21 protein-coding genes are annotated in these 13,847 nt (G+C 41.8%); 10 read left to right on the forward strand and 11 right to left on the reverse strand.

The features are described from left to right. Nucleotides 1–124: 124 nt before the first annotated feature. The 3 genes from F0342_RS19075 to fabL all read right to left on the reverse strand — a co-directional run bounded on the left by F0342_RS19075 (nucleotide 125) and on the right by fabL (nucleotide 1,674). Nucleotides 125–385: a YgaB family protein gene (locus tag F0342_RS19075; protein WP_149157549.1), complete on the reverse strand. Its 261-nt coding sequence runs from the start codon at nucleotides 383–385 to the stop codon at nucleotides 125–127. Nucleotides 386–644: 259 nt separating this feature from the next. Further along, a complete protein-coding gene (locus F0342_RS19080; RefSeq protein ID WP_149157442.1) occupies nucleotides 645–854 on the reverse strand; it encodes a gamma-type small acid-soluble spore protein in 210 nt (69 codons plus the stop codon). Nucleotides 855–930: 76 nt separating this feature from the next. Next, nucleotides 931–1,674, reverse strand: a complete 744-nt coding sequence (fabL, locus tag F0342_RS19085; protein ID WP_149157443.1) for an enoyl-[acyl-carrier-protein] reductase FabL — start codon at nucleotides 1,672–1,674, stop codon at nucleotides 931–933. A gap of 104 nt (nucleotides 1,675–1,778) precedes the next feature. Here fabL and F0342_RS19090 point away from each other — a divergent pair, with 104 nt between their 5' ends. Then, nucleotides 1,779–2,003: a hypothetical protein gene (locus F0342_RS19090; RefSeq protein ID WP_149157444.1), complete on the forward strand. Its 225-nt coding sequence runs from the start codon at nucleotides 1,779–1,781 to the stop codon at nucleotides 2,001–2,003. A gap of 43 nt (nucleotides 2,004–2,046) precedes the next feature. On the opposite strand, the gene mutY is transcribed toward F0342_RS19090, so the two are convergent. Then, nucleotides 2,047–3,153: an A/G-specific adenine glycosylase gene (gene mutY / locus F0342_RS19095; RefSeq protein WP_149157445.1), complete on the reverse strand. Its 1,107-nt coding sequence runs from the start codon at nucleotides 3,151–3,153 to the stop codon at nucleotides 2,047–2,049. 49 nt (nucleotides 3,154–3,202) lie between these two features. After that, nucleotides 3,203–3,511: a hypothetical protein gene (locus F0342_RS19100; protein ID WP_149157446.1), complete on the reverse strand. Its 309-nt coding sequence runs from the start codon at nucleotides 3,509–3,511 to the stop codon at nucleotides 3,203–3,205. A 90-nt stretch (nucleotides 3,512–3,601) separates the two neighbouring features. On the opposite strand from F0342_RS19100, the gene F0342_RS19105 reads away from it, so the two are divergent. Continuing rightward, on the forward strand, nucleotides 3,602–4,588 hold the full coding sequence (locus tag F0342_RS19105; protein WP_149157447.1) for a metal-dependent hydrolase: 987 nt from the start codon (nucleotides 3,602–3,604) through the stop codon (nucleotides 4,586–4,588). Nucleotides 4,589–4,631: 43 nt separating this feature from the next. Here F0342_RS19105 and F0342_RS19110 read toward each other — a convergent pair whose 3' ends face one another. Beyond that, nucleotides 4,632–4,904 carry a YfhJ family protein gene (locus F0342_RS19110; protein ID WP_149157448.1) on the reverse strand — a complete coding sequence of 91 codons (273 nt, stop codon included), beginning with the start codon at nucleotides 4,902–4,904 and terminating at the stop codon, nucleotides 4,632–4,634. A 150-nt stretch (nucleotides 4,905–5,054) separates the two neighbouring features. Here F0342_RS19110 and F0342_RS19115 point away from each other — a divergent pair, with 150 nt between their 5' ends. Further along, nucleotides 5,055–5,219, forward strand: coding sequence for a small, acid-soluble spore protein K (locus F0342_RS19115; RefSeq protein WP_044339716.1), 165 nt, complete (start codon nucleotides 5,055–5,057; stop codon nucleotides 5,217–5,219). 31 nt (nucleotides 5,220–5,250) lie between these two features. Beyond that, nucleotides 5,251–5,409: a YpzG family protein gene (locus F0342_RS19120; RefSeq protein ID WP_082051311.1), complete on the forward strand. Its 159-nt coding sequence runs from the start codon at nucleotides 5,251–5,253 to the stop codon at nucleotides 5,407–5,409. A 39-nt stretch (nucleotides 5,410–5,448) separates the two neighbouring features. On the opposite strand, the gene F0342_RS19125 is transcribed toward F0342_RS19120, so the two are convergent. Then, a complete protein-coding gene (locus F0342_RS19125) occupies nucleotides 5,449–5,775 on the reverse strand; it encodes a YfhH family protein (protein WP_149157449.1) in 327 nt (108 codons plus the stop codon). Between the two features lie 146 nt (nucleotides 5,776–5,921). Here F0342_RS19125 and F0342_RS19130 point away from each other — a divergent pair, with 146 nt between their 5' ends. Next, on the forward strand, nucleotides 5,922–6,596 hold the full coding sequence (locus F0342_RS19130) for an SDR family NAD(P)-dependent oxidoreductase (RefSeq protein WP_149157450.1): 675 nt from the start codon (nucleotides 5,922–5,924) through the stop codon (nucleotides 6,594–6,596). A gap of 310 nt (nucleotides 6,597–6,906) precedes the next feature. On the opposite strand, the gene F0342_RS19140 is transcribed toward F0342_RS19130, so the two are convergent. Together F0342_RS19140 and recX are read right to left on the reverse strand one after the other, a co-directional pair. Next, complete coding sequence (locus F0342_RS19140; RefSeq protein ID WP_149157452.1) at nucleotides 6,907–7,320, reverse strand: hypothetical protein; 414 nt, start codon at nucleotides 7,318–7,320, stop codon at nucleotides 6,907–6,909. A 54-nt stretch (nucleotides 7,321–7,374) separates the two neighbouring features. Then, nucleotides 7,375–8,181 carry a recombination regulator RecX gene (recX, locus tag F0342_RS19145; protein ID WP_149157453.1) on the reverse strand — a complete coding sequence of 269 codons (807 nt, stop codon included), beginning with the start codon at nucleotides 8,179–8,181 and terminating at the stop codon, nucleotides 7,375–7,377. Nucleotides 8,182–8,269: 88 nt separating this feature from the next. On the opposite strand from recX, the gene F0342_RS19150 reads away from it, so the two are divergent. The 3 genes from F0342_RS19150 to F0342_RS19160 all read left to right on the forward strand — a co-directional run bounded on the left by F0342_RS19150 (nucleotide 8,270) and on the right by F0342_RS19160 (nucleotide 9,663). After that, a complete protein-coding gene (locus F0342_RS19150) occupies nucleotides 8,270–9,175 on the forward strand; it encodes a TIGR01777 family oxidoreductase (RefSeq protein WP_149157454.1) in 906 nt (301 codons plus the stop codon). A 71-nt stretch (nucleotides 9,176–9,246) separates the two neighbouring features. Further along, the gene (locus F0342_RS19155; RefSeq protein ID WP_149157455.1) at nucleotides 9,247–9,372 is read left to right on the forward strand and encodes a YfhE family protein; all 126 of its coding nucleotides are present in this window, start codon (nucleotides 9,247–9,249) and stop codon (nucleotides 9,370–9,372) included. Between the two features lie 96 nt (nucleotides 9,373–9,468). Then, a complete protein-coding gene (locus tag F0342_RS19160; RefSeq protein WP_426891941.1) occupies nucleotides 9,469–9,663 on the forward strand; it encodes a YfhD family protein in 195 nt (64 codons plus the stop codon). 85 nt (nucleotides 9,664–9,748) lie between these two features. On the opposite strand, the gene F0342_RS19165 is transcribed toward F0342_RS19160, so the two are convergent. Continuing rightward, nucleotides 9,749–10,249 (reverse strand): DoxX family protein, encoded by a 501-nt coding sequence (locus tag F0342_RS19165; protein ID WP_149157457.1) that lies wholly within the window; start codon nucleotides 10,247–10,249, stop codon nucleotides 9,749–9,751. Nucleotides 10,250–10,843: 594 nt separating this feature from the next. Here F0342_RS19165 and F0342_RS19170 point away from each other — a divergent pair. Then, nucleotides 10,844–12,466 carry an ABC1 kinase family protein gene (locus F0342_RS19170; RefSeq protein WP_149157458.1) on the forward strand — a complete coding sequence of 541 codons (1,623 nt, stop codon included), beginning with the start codon at nucleotides 10,844–10,846 and terminating at the stop codon, nucleotides 12,464–12,466. 42 nt (nucleotides 12,467–12,508) lie between these two features. On the opposite strand, the gene F0342_RS19175 is transcribed toward F0342_RS19170, so the two are convergent. Further along, a complete protein-coding gene (locus F0342_RS19175) occupies nucleotides 12,509–12,826 on the reverse strand; it encodes an MGMT family protein (protein WP_149157459.1) in 318 nt (105 codons plus the stop codon). Nucleotides 12,827–13,013: 187 nt separating this feature from the next. Between F0342_RS19175 and F0342_RS19180 the strand changes: the two genes are divergently transcribed. Further along, nucleotides 13,014–13,757 carry a Cof-type HAD-IIB family hydrolase gene (locus tag F0342_RS19180; protein WP_149157460.1) on the forward strand — a complete coding sequence of 248 codons (744 nt, stop codon included), beginning with the start codon at nucleotides 13,014–13,016 and terminating at the stop codon, nucleotides 13,755–13,757. The last annotated feature ends 90 nt before the right edge of the window (nucleotides 13,758–13,847 follow it).

Consider the following 13,847-nt stretch of genomic DNA (forward strand, 5'->3'; position numbering starts at 1 on the left):
TATCTATTCTATCATTATAACGTTTCCTCAGAAAATTTAAAACAAAAGGGCTATCCTTAAAGAAAAAATCCTTTAAGAATCGCCCGGTTCATGTTCAATAATGGGATTTATCATTAATATCTTTTTATGTTGTAACGCTGTTTTGTTCCTTTTGATAAGAGCGAATCACTTCATCGGTTTGTTTTTGAAACATTTTTTGAATCTCTTTAAGATCCTTCTTTTTTGAAGCAATCTCTCTCTTAATAGATTCAACCTTCGTCATCTCTTGAAGCTGGAGAAGTTCCTCTTCAAGCTCTTGACAACGTTCGATCTCAGACTGAAGATATAACAACTTATCCATCGTCTCCAACTGCTCTGTTACCAACTCATTAAACCGTTGCTGCATCACTTCCACCACTCCTCTAAACAAGCTCTCCTAAACATTCTCCCTTCTACCCCCAAACCCTTTGACAACTTCTGTCACAATCCCACCAGTTTTGTCGAGGTGGAGGGGCGGATCTCGATAGGAAATAGTTATGTTGATTAGATTGATGGAAGATCAGTCCCTTATTGATTGAAGAATTGAAAGGTCCGTCCCTCAAAATGATGCCCAAACCGAAAAAGCACCCAACCTAGTGGGTGCTTTTTCCATCAAGATAATTCAATTATTGTTGTTGTTGACCATATTTACCAGAAGCTTTCGCTTTGTTAGCTTCTGCTTGTTGGTTTTGTTGCTTCACGTGTTGTGCTGCAGTTGTTTCTGAAGCGAACTCAGTACCGAATTGTTGTTGCTGAGTTTCACCAGCTTGTGCGTTTTGTTGTTTTACGTGTTGAACGTTAGTTCCAGCTTGAGTTTTGTTTGGTTGTTTTGCCATTATAATCACCTCCACGCTTATTAAGATAACCAAGCGTGGATTTCACTATTCCGAATTTTTCAGGAAAAACATTCCACTAAACGAGTAGTGAGCGGCCGCCATCGACGATGATGGTTTGACCTCTGATCATGGAAGAATCGTCTGAAACGAGGAACATCACTGACTTCACAAGATCATCAATTTCCACCATTCGTCCCGCAGGTGTTTTACTGCGGGCATCTTCGAGAAGCTCTTCACGATTAGGGAAATGCTTGAGTGCATCTGTATCGATCGCTCCACCGGAAACTGCATTTACGATTATGTCACGCGGTGCAAGCTCAACTGCAAGATAACGCGTTAATGCTTCAACTGCAGCTTTTGAAACTCCCACAGTTGTATAATTGTCTAAATAGCGGATGGATCCCAATGAGCTTATGCTTACGATGCGTCCGCCCTTATCCATTAACTTTGCGGCTTCCTGGGCACAGAATAGTAGTGCCTTACTGTTAATGTTCATCGTCCAATCCCAATGAGATTCTTCAAGTTCCATGACTGGACGAAGAACCCCGGATGCTGCGTTACTTACCAATACATCCAAACGGCCGAACTCATCTTTGATTTGTTCGAACATAGATTTGATTTTATCGACGTCTCCTACATTTGCCCGTACGACAAATGCTTTTCGTCCCAACTTTTCAACCTGTTCAGCCGTTTCAAGTGCACCTTTTTTACTCCGTGCATAATTGACGACGATATCGTAACCTTTTTCTGCTAGTTGAATCGCTATTTCCCGCCCAAGTCCGCGGCTGCTTCCTGTGACTAATGCTACTTTTTGACTCATTTTGATCATCCTTTCAATTTCATTTTTCCATTTGGTGTAAAGCATAATCAGGCCTTGAACATGCACACTAATAAGAGCATGTCAGTTAAATGGAGGAATGAGTTATGTATGTAGGTAGAGATATGACAGAGCTTTCAATGATTCCTAAAAATGAATGGGAGAAAAGCGAGCTCGCTTTCTTTCATCATTCACTACAACAAATAGTACCCTATTTGAACGCAGAAGGACAATCGATTCATCGAGAAATTGTCGAAGAAATTGAAAACCGCGGCGGATTGAATCGTGGCGAAGCCGATTATACTCACGGCACAAAGGTTAGTTACGATTAAGATGATAATATATACAAAGAGCAACCAACCCGGCTGCTCTTTTTTATTTCTGTAGTATTCCTACTCGGGCTTCCTTCCAAATTTTCTGATGGGAAACGGGAAAGGCATATTTCTCTAATTCATCGGTCGTAACGGCAATCAGGTCGGTGGCATCGAGAGTAATGCTGTCGATAGAACCAACATATACTTCAATATCCCAAACTATGTGAGAGAATATATGCTGGATTTTCGTGACAACCCCTGCTTTTAATGAGCAATCTACCTTGTATTCTTCCTCCATTAAATCAAGCAATTGCTTTCGGCCACTGCTTGAATTTCCAACTTCAAAATTAGGGAATTCCCATAAATTAGCGAGCAGCCCTTTACTCGGGCGTTTGTGGATAACTACTCGATCATCTTCCGTAAACAGAACGGCTGCCGCCATATTCATTTTACGTGCAGATTTCTTTTTCGATTTAATTGGCAGTTCTGTTTGCACTCCTTCTTCAAATGCTTGACAGTGCTCCCGGACAGGACATAATAAGCAGGATGGGGATGTCGGTGTGCAAATCAGTGCTCCAAGCTCCATCAGTGCTTGATTGAAGTAGGAGGGGTTCTCTTCAGAAATTAAATTTTTGACGGCTTGTTCAAATACCTTGCGTGAAGCAGGTTTGGCAATATCGAGCCAGATGGAGAGGATCCTTGAAAATACCCTCATGACATTTCCGTCGACAGCAGGCTCCGGTTTGCTGTAGGCAATACTCAAAATCGCCCCAGCAGTGTATGGTCCCACACCTTTTAATGACGATATTTCTTTCGGTGTATCCGGGACGATTCCTTCATACTTTTCACTCACTTCTTTTACAGCAGATTGAAGATTTCTGACTCTCGAATAATATCCGAGTCCTTCCCATGCTTTCAGCACATCTTCTTCGTCTGCTGTAGCCAGAGCATCTATGGTAGGAAATTTCTCGATGAATCGGTTAAAATAAGGTATGACCGTATCCACTCTTGTTTGCTGAAGCATGATTTCAGATACCCACACTTTATATGGATCTTGATCTCTCCTCCATGGAAGATCGCGCTGTTCTCTTGAAAACCATGATAGTAAATTATTCTGGAACTCCTCACGGTTGATGGTTTGTAAATGTTTTAATGGTTCTTCAGTCAATTTTGTACCTCCAGGATGTTAAATGTTACGTTTAATAGGGAATAAATAATTAAGGCTGGGTTTTTAAGCCAACAAGGTTTATTTCTTTTAACCCTCCACAAATACATTCGTCTAATAATCCAAATAATAAATGACGACGGGAAGTCCGTAAACGTTTCAAAACATGGAAATGGGATTCCGTTGGCACAATAAACCGTTCGATGTAACGATTAGAGTCGGCTTCAGACTTTTCCCATTTGATATTACAGGCGTCGTATTGCGGTAATGTCTCTACTATATTGTTCATAATCTGCTTATATTGAGGTTGGAAGTTTGGTCTTATTTCATATTCTAAGTAAATGTGTAAAGTGTTTTTCATTGAAATAAACTCCTTTTAACCATATCATGTTCAAAAATGAATACAAGTCATAAAGAAAACAAAGAAATGCGAGCCAAGGGAGGACTTTTTTTGGATACAGGCACTCATATCGTCATGGGTTTCGCTCTAGGGGGCTTAGCCACCCTGGATCCCGTTGTTGCTGAAAGTGCAGCCACTTCTCAAAGTGTGCTGATTGCAGCAGTCATCGGCTCTCAAATACCAGACATTGATACCGTTTTGAAATTACGCAATAATGCCGTTTATATACGTCATCACCGAGGCATCACCCATAGCATTCCAGCCGTTGCTTTTTGGCCGCTTTTAATTGTCGCTTGTCTTTATCCATTTTTCCCGGGGGCAGATTTGCTTCATTTATGGATTTGGACATTTGTGGCCGTATTCCTCCATGTATTTGTCGACATTTTCAACGCCTATGGGACCCAGGCAATAAGGCCGATTTCGTCGAGATGGGTCGCTTTAGGGGTCATTAACACGTTTGACCCGATTATTTTCGGGATTCATATTGGGGGATTGATCCTTTGGGGCATAGGATTACCACCCGGAAAGACCTTTTTGGTCATGTACATTGTGATTTTTGCTTATTATGTATTGAGGTTTCAAGTTCAAAAAGCTGTGAAAAATGCGGTGAAGAGAAGAATCCCTAAAGCAGAAAAAATCATCGTTTCACCTACGATTCGATTTTTCCAATGGCGCCTTGCGATTGTGACTAAGGAACATTATTATGTCGCACGGGCATTCAGACGGTCGATTACGATTTTTGATAAATTTGAACGTATACCGATTCCTGAAAATCCAGTAATCCACGCTGCTAAGAAAGATAAAAATCTCGCAGCCTTTCTTTCATTTTCCCCGGTTTTCCGCTGGGAATTGGACGAATACGATGATCACTTTGAAGTACGCTTCATCGATCTTCGCTACAGAAATAATGGACACTATCCCTTTGTCGCCCTGGTACAGCTCGACAAAGACCTGAACATCGTCAGCTCCTACACAGGATGGGTCTTCAGCGAAGAAAAACTCCGCTCAAAAGTCGACATCGACATTTTAATCGATTAAAGCAGTGAGGGACGGACCTTTTCAAGGTCCGTCCCTCATCACTTTAATGCACTAAATCATCATCTTTGTCGTCGATCAGGTGTTTGTATTTAGGGTTTTGTGCAGCAAATTCGTGGATTTGTTCTCCGTATGTATTGACCCATTGGCGAACGACTTTTTCCGTTACTGCTTTCCCTTTATAATCATAACCTGCTTTTGCGTATGTTGCTTCAAAATCTTCCCAAACAAGTTCGATCCAGGTTCTCGCTTTTTCATACGAGAGCTTTTTATTTTTTTCAATTAACAATTGTGTTAATTCGTGGAATGTTGACTCCATTTTGTCTCCTCCTTTTCCATATATTTAACCCCCGCTTTTATGATAATGTACACCGATTCACCCATACTATTAGTACGTGGTTAAGCTTAGTTGTGAACCTTTGCTTCTTCACGGTATGAGTCAGAAAATTCACCTTTTAGGAGGCACTTTATGCGAAATAAAACGACAGGGTTCCCTAACATGAATAACAATAAATTCGAAGGTGAACCGAGAGCTAAAGCGGAATTTGCATCTAAAAGGGCTAACGGCACCATCAATACCCATCCTCAAGAACGTATGAAAGCTTCTGGAGAAAGAGATCACGACTCACTTTAATGAAGTGAAATTTGTTTAGGGGGTAGTTACGATGGCAAACATGAAAAACAACTTTTACCGAAATAAGTACAGTAGTCCATTTAACAAGGCATTCTACAACCCAAAGCATGCCCATTCCCAAGCTAATGGACAAACCACACAAACTCAAGACTTAATCATCCTAGAGAACCAGACACGCAAGCGTTCCTAGACTGATTCCGAGGTCCGTCCCTATTGACGGACCTCTTCATTATTTCTTTTCTCCAGCTAAAAGGGAGATAGGAAGAGCTTCTTCTTTTCCATCGCCACCCAAGCGATATCCCCAGGCGAATACTCCGTTTAAGTAGTCCACTTTGAAATATGTACCGGGATCCCCTTCTATCGCGTAGATTCCACCAGGCTTATAGCTATCAGGATCCATTAAATAAGACTGTGCCATAAGAGCCTTCCGCTCCAATACGGCAAACTCATTCACAATACCCAGCTGTTCAGCTTTTCTCGCCTTCTCTTTCAACGAAGCAATTTCCTGCTTCAGCTCGTGCTCCGTCATCTCACTATATCTTCTCTCTTGTTCCATTCTTCATCACCTCTACTAATAGTAGTATAGAGAAAATGATACAATAAGAAAAGCGGAAGCGGCTTGGTCAGCCCTGACAAGCATATGAAGGGCCCTTACTCCAAGATAATTATCTAACCAAATTCACCAGAAAGGATGACACCATCATGAAAACAGCCATCATCACAGGCGGAGGATCCGGCCTTGGAAAAGAATTAGGAAAACTGCTTAGCCAGAATGGATATCATATCTTCCTTCTTGGCCGAACGGAAGACCGATTAAAAGAAGCTGCATCAGAAATTGAAAGCATGGGCGGACAGGTTTCATTTGCCACGTTGGATATTCGTTCAACTCATGACATTCAACAATTTGGCAAACATTATCTTAATGATTATAATGTTGAATTACTCATACATAACGCAGGGGTAGGCTATTTCGGCTCCTTCAAGGATTCAGACGATGAGGAATTAGTAAGCATGTTTGAAACAAATGCACTGGGTCCCATTCGACTTACCAAGGCACTTCTGAATCGACTTGATCCAGGGAGCAGTACAATCATTAACATTATTTCAACAGCTGGTCTTAGAGGTAAAAAGAACGAATCATTGTATGTAGCGAGCAAGTTTGCCCTCAGAGGATTTGGTGAAAGTTTACAGAAGGAGTACGAAGATTCGAATCTTCGCATCGTGAATGCATATATGGGTGGGATGGATACCCCATTCTGGGAGAACAGTGACCATATCAGTGATCCTTCAAGGCTGCGCTCTCCTAAAGAAGTTGCGGAATTTATTATGAATGAATACAAAGAAAAAGACGAAATCGTCATTGAATCTAAAAAATAAACCTAAATAGAGGCTGGGACAAAACTAAAATCCACCAAATAAAGACGAACATTTCAGTGTAGGCACTTAATAGCGCTAATGATTTCCGTGCAAGACTTCGCTTTCCGCGGGTAGCCCGTGATCCTCCTCGGCAAGCCTGCGGGGTCTCACATAAGCTCCTCTTCCCGCAGGAGTCTTCGTCTTGCACTCCAATCAACCGCTAGAAAGAGCTACAACTAAATGTCCATTTGAACAAATTAAAAACCCGAACTAATTTGCCACTTAAAATGAATTAGTTCGGGTTTTAGTTAGGCTAAAACACTTTTGTCAATTATGGAGCAAACGGGAAGAACATAAAGGCCACAACAAATAATAAAACAGGCACAAAAAATACAGCGAAGACATCAATCACCACGACAAATGCCATCCACACCCAGCGGATACCGTCTTTTCTTTTGAGAAACTGCTGGATCATCCGGATGTTCACGAGGATGAGGAAGATTGCCACCCCTAAGAGAAAAAATGGCATCACCCATTTTCCCATGGTTTCGGCGTACCCTTGGTTATACCATTCTTGCTTCCCCAGAGTATAGAATCCGGTTTGGACTTTAATGATGATTTCACCACTGATAAATAGTGCGGCTGCCCCCACGATAATTCCACCTGTGTAAAACTTGAATTTTTTAGTCGTACCGATGAGAAGCAGAAGTGTTAAACCAGCAAACAGAAGCGTGAAAATCTCCACAGGAATTCCCCCTTGTCATACCCCTATAGTTCAATCTATCTTGAAAACATCAAATCATTCTTCGTTTTCTTTTAGTTCTTCCAAAAGTCTTTCGATGTCCTCCATAGAGAAACCTTTTCGATACAAGGTCTGTTTCATTTTCTGGACATACTCGTATCCCTCATACTTTGAACTCAGCTTTCTATGAGCCTTTAATCCTTGGTGATAGACGGCATCCCATTTTTCATCGTCATCCCGATCAGATTCTACTGTCTCCCAGACAATTTTCATGACAGAACCCGGATATCCTTTTCGCATCAAATTCTGCTCAATTTTTTGCTTGGCGATCATCTTTGAATCTTTCCGGTATTTTTGAAGGAGTTTTTCGGTGAGACATACCGCTTTATCCACCTGCTTCTCTTCGGTAAATGGAGAAAGAGCCTCTTCGATATAAGGGTCATCCACCCCTTTTCTCCTTAATTCCCCCCGAATCCAGGTCGGCCCCTTATCAGAGGTATTCATGTGAGTCCCGACAAATGCTTGAGCGAATTCTAAATCATTGATGTATTTAATATCATTTAATTTATGAATCACTTCCTGTATGACGCCATCTTCAGGATCACCTTCTTGTAAATGGTCCCTGATTTCTTTTTCCGTACGCATGCGATAGGCTAAATACTGAATGGCTTTATTGAATGCTTTTTTCACATCGTCTTCGTATTGAAGCTCCGAAATCTCAAGCTCATCCACTTCCAAACCTTTTCTAAGCTGGAACTTCGCCAGTACTGCTTCATCGACACTGAAGGCATATTTTCCATCTATAAATAAATTGTAACGCTCATCGTTCTTTACTTGCTTCGTTATTTTCGTAATCTTGCCCATTTTTTCCACCTCATAGTAATCCTAACACATTCAGCATATGTTTTTTATTCTGTAGATAGGTAAAATAATAAGTATTGGAGGGATGATGATGAAGATCGCTATAACAGGTGGTACGGGTTTTGTCGGGCAGGCTCTGACGGAGGAACTTCTCGAACACCATCACGAAGTCATGATACTTACTCGAAATCCAGATAAATACGACAATCGTTCAGGTGTTACCTACGTAAACTGGCTATCCGACGGGGCGAAACCCGAAGAGGACCTCGAAGGAATCCAAGCCTTCATTAATCTTGCAGGGGAGTCCATCAACAGCGGCCGCTGGACGGATGAGCGTAAGAAACGAATCATCAATAGCCGGATCAATTCAACTCAAGAGGTAATGAACATTATTAAGGCACTGAAAGAGAAACCGGCGTGTCTTATTAACGCAAGTGCAATCGGCTACTATCCTTCTTCAAGAACGAAGACGTATACGGAAGCCTCAACGGAAACGGCAGACAACTTTTTAGGAGAAACCGTTCAAATATGGGAAAAAGAAGCGAGCAAGGCGAATCAGCTGGGCATCCGGGTTGCATATGCACGTTTTGGAATTATTCTCGGGAAAGACGAAGGAGCCCTCCCCCGAATCGCTCTTCCTTATAAAATGTTTGTAGGAGGAAAGGTTGGTTCCGGGGACCAATGGATGTCGTGGGTCCATATAAAAGACATCGCAAGAGCGGTGCATTTCATTGCTGAAACAGAATCCATCTCGGGACCGGTAAATGTGACAGCACCTTCTCCCGTTACCATGAGAGAGTTTGGAAAAACCCTCGGCGCCGTACTTGGCAGGCCACACTGGATTCCTGTCCCTTCCCTTGCTTTAAAAGTAGCAATGGGTGAAATGAGCGCCTTAGTGCTAGAAGGCCAAAAAGTACTTCCGAGTGTCCTTTCAGAAAACGGTTTTCAATTTGAATACCCTGAATTAAAAAGTGCACTGATTGACATTTATCATTAAATCACAGGTATGCCCCCTTCCTTTCAAGGCAAAAATAGAACTAATCTTGAAAAGAAGGGATGTACATACGAATGGATAATAAGAAAAAGAAAGACAAAACCAAATCGGTTCTATCCAGTGCACAGGAAGTAAAGTATTCACGAGAATTCAAAGCAGCTGATCGCGCAGGCGGCTTCAGCTCCAAAGCCCATAGATAGACAATTATTACCTAACTAAAAACACTTACTTTGAAGAAGAATAAAGGTACAGACTCCTTAGTCTGTACCTTTATTTTTTAACCAACTGAAAAGGGGATGTTCATATTGGGCAGATCACGCGGAAATAGTAAACGAGGAAACAAAAACAGCTTGCCTCAAACACCCGCTCAGCTCAAATCTGACGGTGTTGACGAAGAGTTCTCACGTGAACTTGCCGACCAGGCTGATATGGAAGCACAAGCTCGCGCCAATGCTGCTAACCAGCGAGTACGAGTGAAGAAAAACCAATAGAGCGATCCCGGTAGGTAAAAAAAGATAGGTCATTAAGAAACCACCCATGAGCGAACAGCATGGGTGGTTTTAATTAGACGTACTATCACACCAGCATAGGCTTTTTATGCTGTTTGCCTTTAGGAAGAACCATATGTTTCATGTATGGGATCACCCAGCGGTCAGCTCCCCAACAGAAAGCCCCTCTACCGGCAAAAAGAAGGATGATGGCAACTGTGTAGAGAACTGGATTCGTGCTCACTGTTCCCGCTAATAAGAAATTTAAGTTCATGAAGGCACCTGCGAGTAGCGCCGGTATTGTCATGAATCCGACAATCAAGCCAACACCTACCAGCATTTCTCCCCAAGGAATCAAGATATTGAATAAATCGACATTCGGTATTGCGAACCCTTTTAGGAATTCTGCGTACCACCCTTGAACGGCTGGATGATCTCCTGTCGCCTTAGCCAATGCTCCTTGCAAGAAGCCGCTTGCATCAAAACCGTCGTTCACCTTATGCCAACCCGCTTCCAGCCACTGAATGCCCAACCAAATTCTAATCACTGCCCAAACTATGCTCACCTTTTGATTTTCCCACCATCTCATGATGAATCATCTCCTTTTTAATGTATATTGTGAAATATTTCACAAGGGTGATTAAAAAAAACAGTTGATCAAAGTTTTTGATGGTTTTTAATAAGATAGCTGCTTTGCTTGTGAAATGATTCACATGTTCTTTGCACTTATAATATACCTCTTCTCCATCCTTATTACAATAGGCTTTTAAGTAGTTCACAAAGGTGTCAAAAACGGTAAGTGTATGGTTTGTTTCTTGAAATTATTAGGTGAAAATGAATTTCCGGTACCTTTCAGGGAATATCACATGGAGTTTTTATGAAATGAAGTTTTTCTTGATGTTGTTCATATTATTCGTCTACGCTGTCTACGATAAAAATTCCACCGGGTGCTAGATCAGGCTCGTCTTTTTTGTATTAAAACCCGCTCATTTTGTGATTCACATCCTTTGGTATTGTTAGAATTCTTTTAATGAGATTATTCAAAATATTAAATTGCGTATATTTTACCATTAAATCCCAATTAGAAATGAAATATTTTGATGATTAGGTAGAGAGAAACTTTCTTCTTTTTTATCCGTATTACATAATAGAACTAGACAGTCCGATTACGGGGGATGAAACGATGAAATCAGAGAAGAAGCTTTGGAGAATGTGGAAGGTATTATCACTGGCGCTTTCCATCGTGGTGAGAGTCTATTGGTACCGTATCCGCGGTAAGTCCCAATGGGAGAAAGATAAGCTTTGGGAGCGCATTGGAAAAGAGTTTAAAGAGACTTTATTTGAGTTAAATGGTGTTTTGATCAAAGTTGGCCAACTACTTAGTATACGTGAGGATTTGCTTCCGAGAGGATTTATCAATCAAATACAGGATTTGGTCGATCATGTTCCTCCTTCACCATGGAAGGAGATTGAAAAGGTTCTGGAACGTGAATGGAACAGCTCTGTGACTACTAAGGTACAGGCAATCGAATCGGAAGCTGTTGCTTCAGCTTCAATAGGAGAAGTTTACAAAGCGACGCTGTTAGATGGTACCCAAGCGGCTATAAAGGTGCAGCGCCCTGAGATTCCTTCCCTGGTGAAGACGGATTTCCGTTCCCTTGCCATCATTATTTGGTTCGCTCGACGATTCGCTCCAGTTCCCAAGGGGTTCATTGATTTCAAGATGCTTTATCAGGAATTAAAGCAAGTCATCGAACAAGAGCTCGACTTTTCAAAAGAAATGAGCACCGCTATTTCGTTCAAACAACGGTTCAAGGACCATTCTAACGTGAAGATTCCTGCTATGTATCCTGAACTTTGTACAGATAAAGTATTGGTGATGGAGTGGGTGGATGGCGTTCGATTGAATGACAAAAAAGCATTTGAGTCGTATGGATTGGACGGGCAGAAGCTAGCTCAGGAATTGTTTCGCCTCTTCCTTCCCCAATGGCTCAAGCCGGGAATTTTCCATGCCGACCCACATGCAGGGAATATACTGCTTCAGCCGGATGGTACCTTCGTTCTTCTGGATTACGGAATGATCGGGGAAATTTCCAAGAGGGATTCCACTCACTTTCAAGATCTTCTGGAAGGAATCCTTCTAAAGAATTTCCGAAAAGCAGCAGAAGCGCTGGCTGAATTAGGTTTCTTGCTTCCTGATGCAAGTCCGAAAACGATCGAACCCGTGCTGAAGGAATTTGTCACACTCGATATGGAGCAGTTCAAACAGATGGATCTGCTAACCGTGAAGAAAGAAATAAATGATATGGTGAAATCATTACCTATACAAGTGCCTACCCGTTTCATCTTTTTAGGCCGTTCTTTTGCAACTATAGAAGGACTTGTTCATACATTGAGTCCCGATGAAGAAATCCTCGATGTGGTCAAACCCGCCTTCATGGATTGGGTAAAGGATAGTAACTCAAACAAGTGGGAGATCCTTATGAAATGGGTCAGTGCCCAACCTCTCTTTCAGACTGTTCAGAAAGTCCGGCAGTTGTTGGATGTACCAGAAAAAGCGCTTGAACAAAAGGACCATCATCAGCAAAATGAGTTCCAGTTTGTGGTATTTGAAAACCAAAAGAAGCAGGCTTTCATCCTTCTGCTCTTCGGTGGCGTTGGTGCCTTCACAGGATTGGGGTTGGATGTGAACCTCATTTGGCAAGGTAGTTCCGTGGTATCTGGATTAAGTCTAGTTGGTTATTTGTTTATCAGCTCCCGACAAAAACGTTGGCTGAAGAGACTTAGGAATGGACAGCTGAATTAACAAAAAAAGGTAACCTTGAAATATAGGTTACCTTTTTTACAATCAATGTAGGTGTTCAGACAAATACTGATACTCCTCTAACCTAATCCGATTCTTCCCTATAAAATGAATCCCCTCAGCTTCCAAACATAGCCTTTGGGTCATCGCATGCTCTTCATCCTGGAAGCCAATTTCCCCTTTGCTATTCAAAACCCGGTGCCAGGGAAGTTTATACTTTTCACTCATGGAATGAAGAATCCGTACGACCTGCCTGGCAGCTCTTGGACTACCTGCCAATAAAGCGATTTGACCGTACGTCATCACTTTTCCAGAAGGAATGCTCTGTATGATTTTCACCACTCGTTCTGTAAAATGTTTCATGCTAATTCACTCACCCTTTTCATATGTAGACTCTATTGTTCTCTTCCTCTCAAATATAAATTCTTTTCTATTGTAATATGAAGTACAGTACTTAGGAAATAATACCTTCATCAAGTCGGCTTCCTAGAAGATTTGCTCGAATTATATTACACTGGATATGAATTAATAGAAGGACGTGATAGGTATAATGGATATAAGATTAATTGCCTTGGATATGGATGGAACACTGGTCAATCACGAAGGAGAAGTATCTCCTGAAAACGCACAAGCCATTCAGCGTGCGAAGGAGAAAGGTATTCATGTGGTGTTAAGTACTGGCCGCTCCCTTCCCACATGCCGGGATATTTCAGATGAGCTTGGACGTTCATCTTATCTGGTGACCGTGAATGGCGGGGAAATTTACGATCATGAATACAATCTAGTAGACAGCATCCCACTTGATCTTGCTCTTGTGAAACAACTTTGGAAATTAAAAGAAGAGCATGGTGTCTACTTCTGGTCTTCTACTTCCCAAGGACTTTTCAATACGAACAAGCCTTTTGATCAAGAGATCGATACCTATAACTGGTTGAAGTTTGGTTTCGATATTCAGGACGATGACGTACGGAAAGTCATGATGGACGAACTGTTGAAAAATGAAGCACTGGAAATCACAAATTCTTCGCCGACGAATATTGAAATCAATCCTGCAGGGGTCAATAAGGCAGCGGCATTGGTGAAAGTATGCAAATGGCTGGACCTGTCCATGGAACAAGTCATGGCGGTCGGGGACAGTATGAATGATATAGCCATGATTCGTGAAGCCGGTTTCGGAGTGGCTATGGGGAACGCACAGGAAACTGTGAAAAAAGCCGCTGACTGGGTCACCGGCATCAATACAGATCATGGGGTTGCCCAAGCGATTGATAAAGTGCTGTCAGAAATGGAATAGATACTCTAATTAAAGTGCCTGATTCAATGTGAATCAGGCACTTTATCTGTCCAGAATGTCTATTCTTTTTACGCTACGTCCATACTGACT

The sequence above is a fragment of the Bacillus sp. CH30_1T genome (assembly GCF_008364765.1).
In the GTDB taxonomy this organism is placed as follows: domain Bacteria; phylum Bacillota; class Bacilli; order Bacillales; family Bacillaceae_B; genus Rossellomorea.

Coding starts and splice junctions, on each gene's coding strand:
- F0342_RS19075 (WP_149157549.1), bottom strand. CDS start 385: ATGCAGCAACGGTTTAATGAGTTGGTAACAGAGCAGTTGGAGACGATG.
- F0342_RS19080 (WP_149157442.1), bottom strand. CDS start 854: ATGGCAAAACAACCAAACAAAACTCAAGCTGGAACTAACGTTCAACAC.
- fabL (WP_149157443.1), bottom strand. CDS start 1,674: ATGAGTCAAAAAGTAGCATTAGTCACAGGAAGCAGCCGCGGACTTGGG.
- F0342_RS19090 (WP_149157444.1), top strand. CDS start 1,779: ATGTATGTAGGTAGAGATATGACAGAGCTTTCAATGATTCCTAAAAAT.
- F0342_RS19100 (WP_149157446.1), bottom strand. CDS start 3,511: ATGAAAAACACTTTACACATTTACTTAGAATATGAAATAAGACCAAAC.
- F0342_RS19110 (WP_149157448.1), bottom strand. CDS start 4,904: ATGGAGTCAACATTCCACGAATTAACACAATTGTTAATTGAAAAAAAT.
- F0342_RS19115 (WP_044339716.1), top strand. CDS start 5,055: ATGCGAAATAAAACGACAGGGTTCCCTAACATGAATAACAATAAATTC.
- F0342_RS19120 (WP_082051311.1), top strand. CDS start 5,251: ATGGCAAACATGAAAAACAACTTTTACCGAAATAAGTACAGTAGTCCA.
- F0342_RS19125 (WP_149157449.1), bottom strand. CDS start 5,775: ATGGAACAAGAGAGAAGATATAGTGAGATGACGGAGCACGAGCTGAAG.
- F0342_RS19130 (WP_149157450.1), top strand. CDS start 5,922: ATGAAAACAGCCATCATCACAGGCGGAGGATCCGGCCTTGGAAAAGAA.
- recX (WP_149157453.1), bottom strand. CDS start 8,181: ATGGGCAAGATTACGAAAATAACGAAGCAAGTAAAGAACGATGAGCGT.
- F0342_RS19150 (WP_149157454.1), top strand. CDS start 8,270: ATGAAGATCGCTATAACAGGTGGTACGGGTTTTGTCGGGCAGGCTCTG.
- F0342_RS19155 (WP_149157455.1), top strand. CDS start 9,247: ATGGATAATAAGAAAAAGAAAGACAAAACCAAATCGGTTCTATCCAGT.
- F0342_RS19160 (WP_426891941.1), top strand. CDS start 9,469: ATGTTCATATTGGGCAGATCACGCGGAAATAGTAAACGAGGAAACAAA.
- F0342_RS19165 (WP_149157457.1), bottom strand. CDS start 10,249: ATGAGATGGTGGGAAAATCAAAAGGTGAGCATAGTTTGGGCAGTGATT.
- F0342_RS19170 (WP_149157458.1), top strand. CDS start 10,844: ATGAAATCAGAGAAGAAGCTTTGGAGAATGTGGAAGGTATTATCACTG.
- F0342_RS19175 (WP_149157459.1), bottom strand. CDS start 12,826: ATGAAACATTTTACAGAACGAGTGGTGAAAATCATACAGAGCATTCCT.
- F0342_RS19180 (WP_149157460.1), top strand. CDS start 13,014: ATGGATATAAGATTAATTGCCTTGGATATGGATGGAACACTGGTCAAT.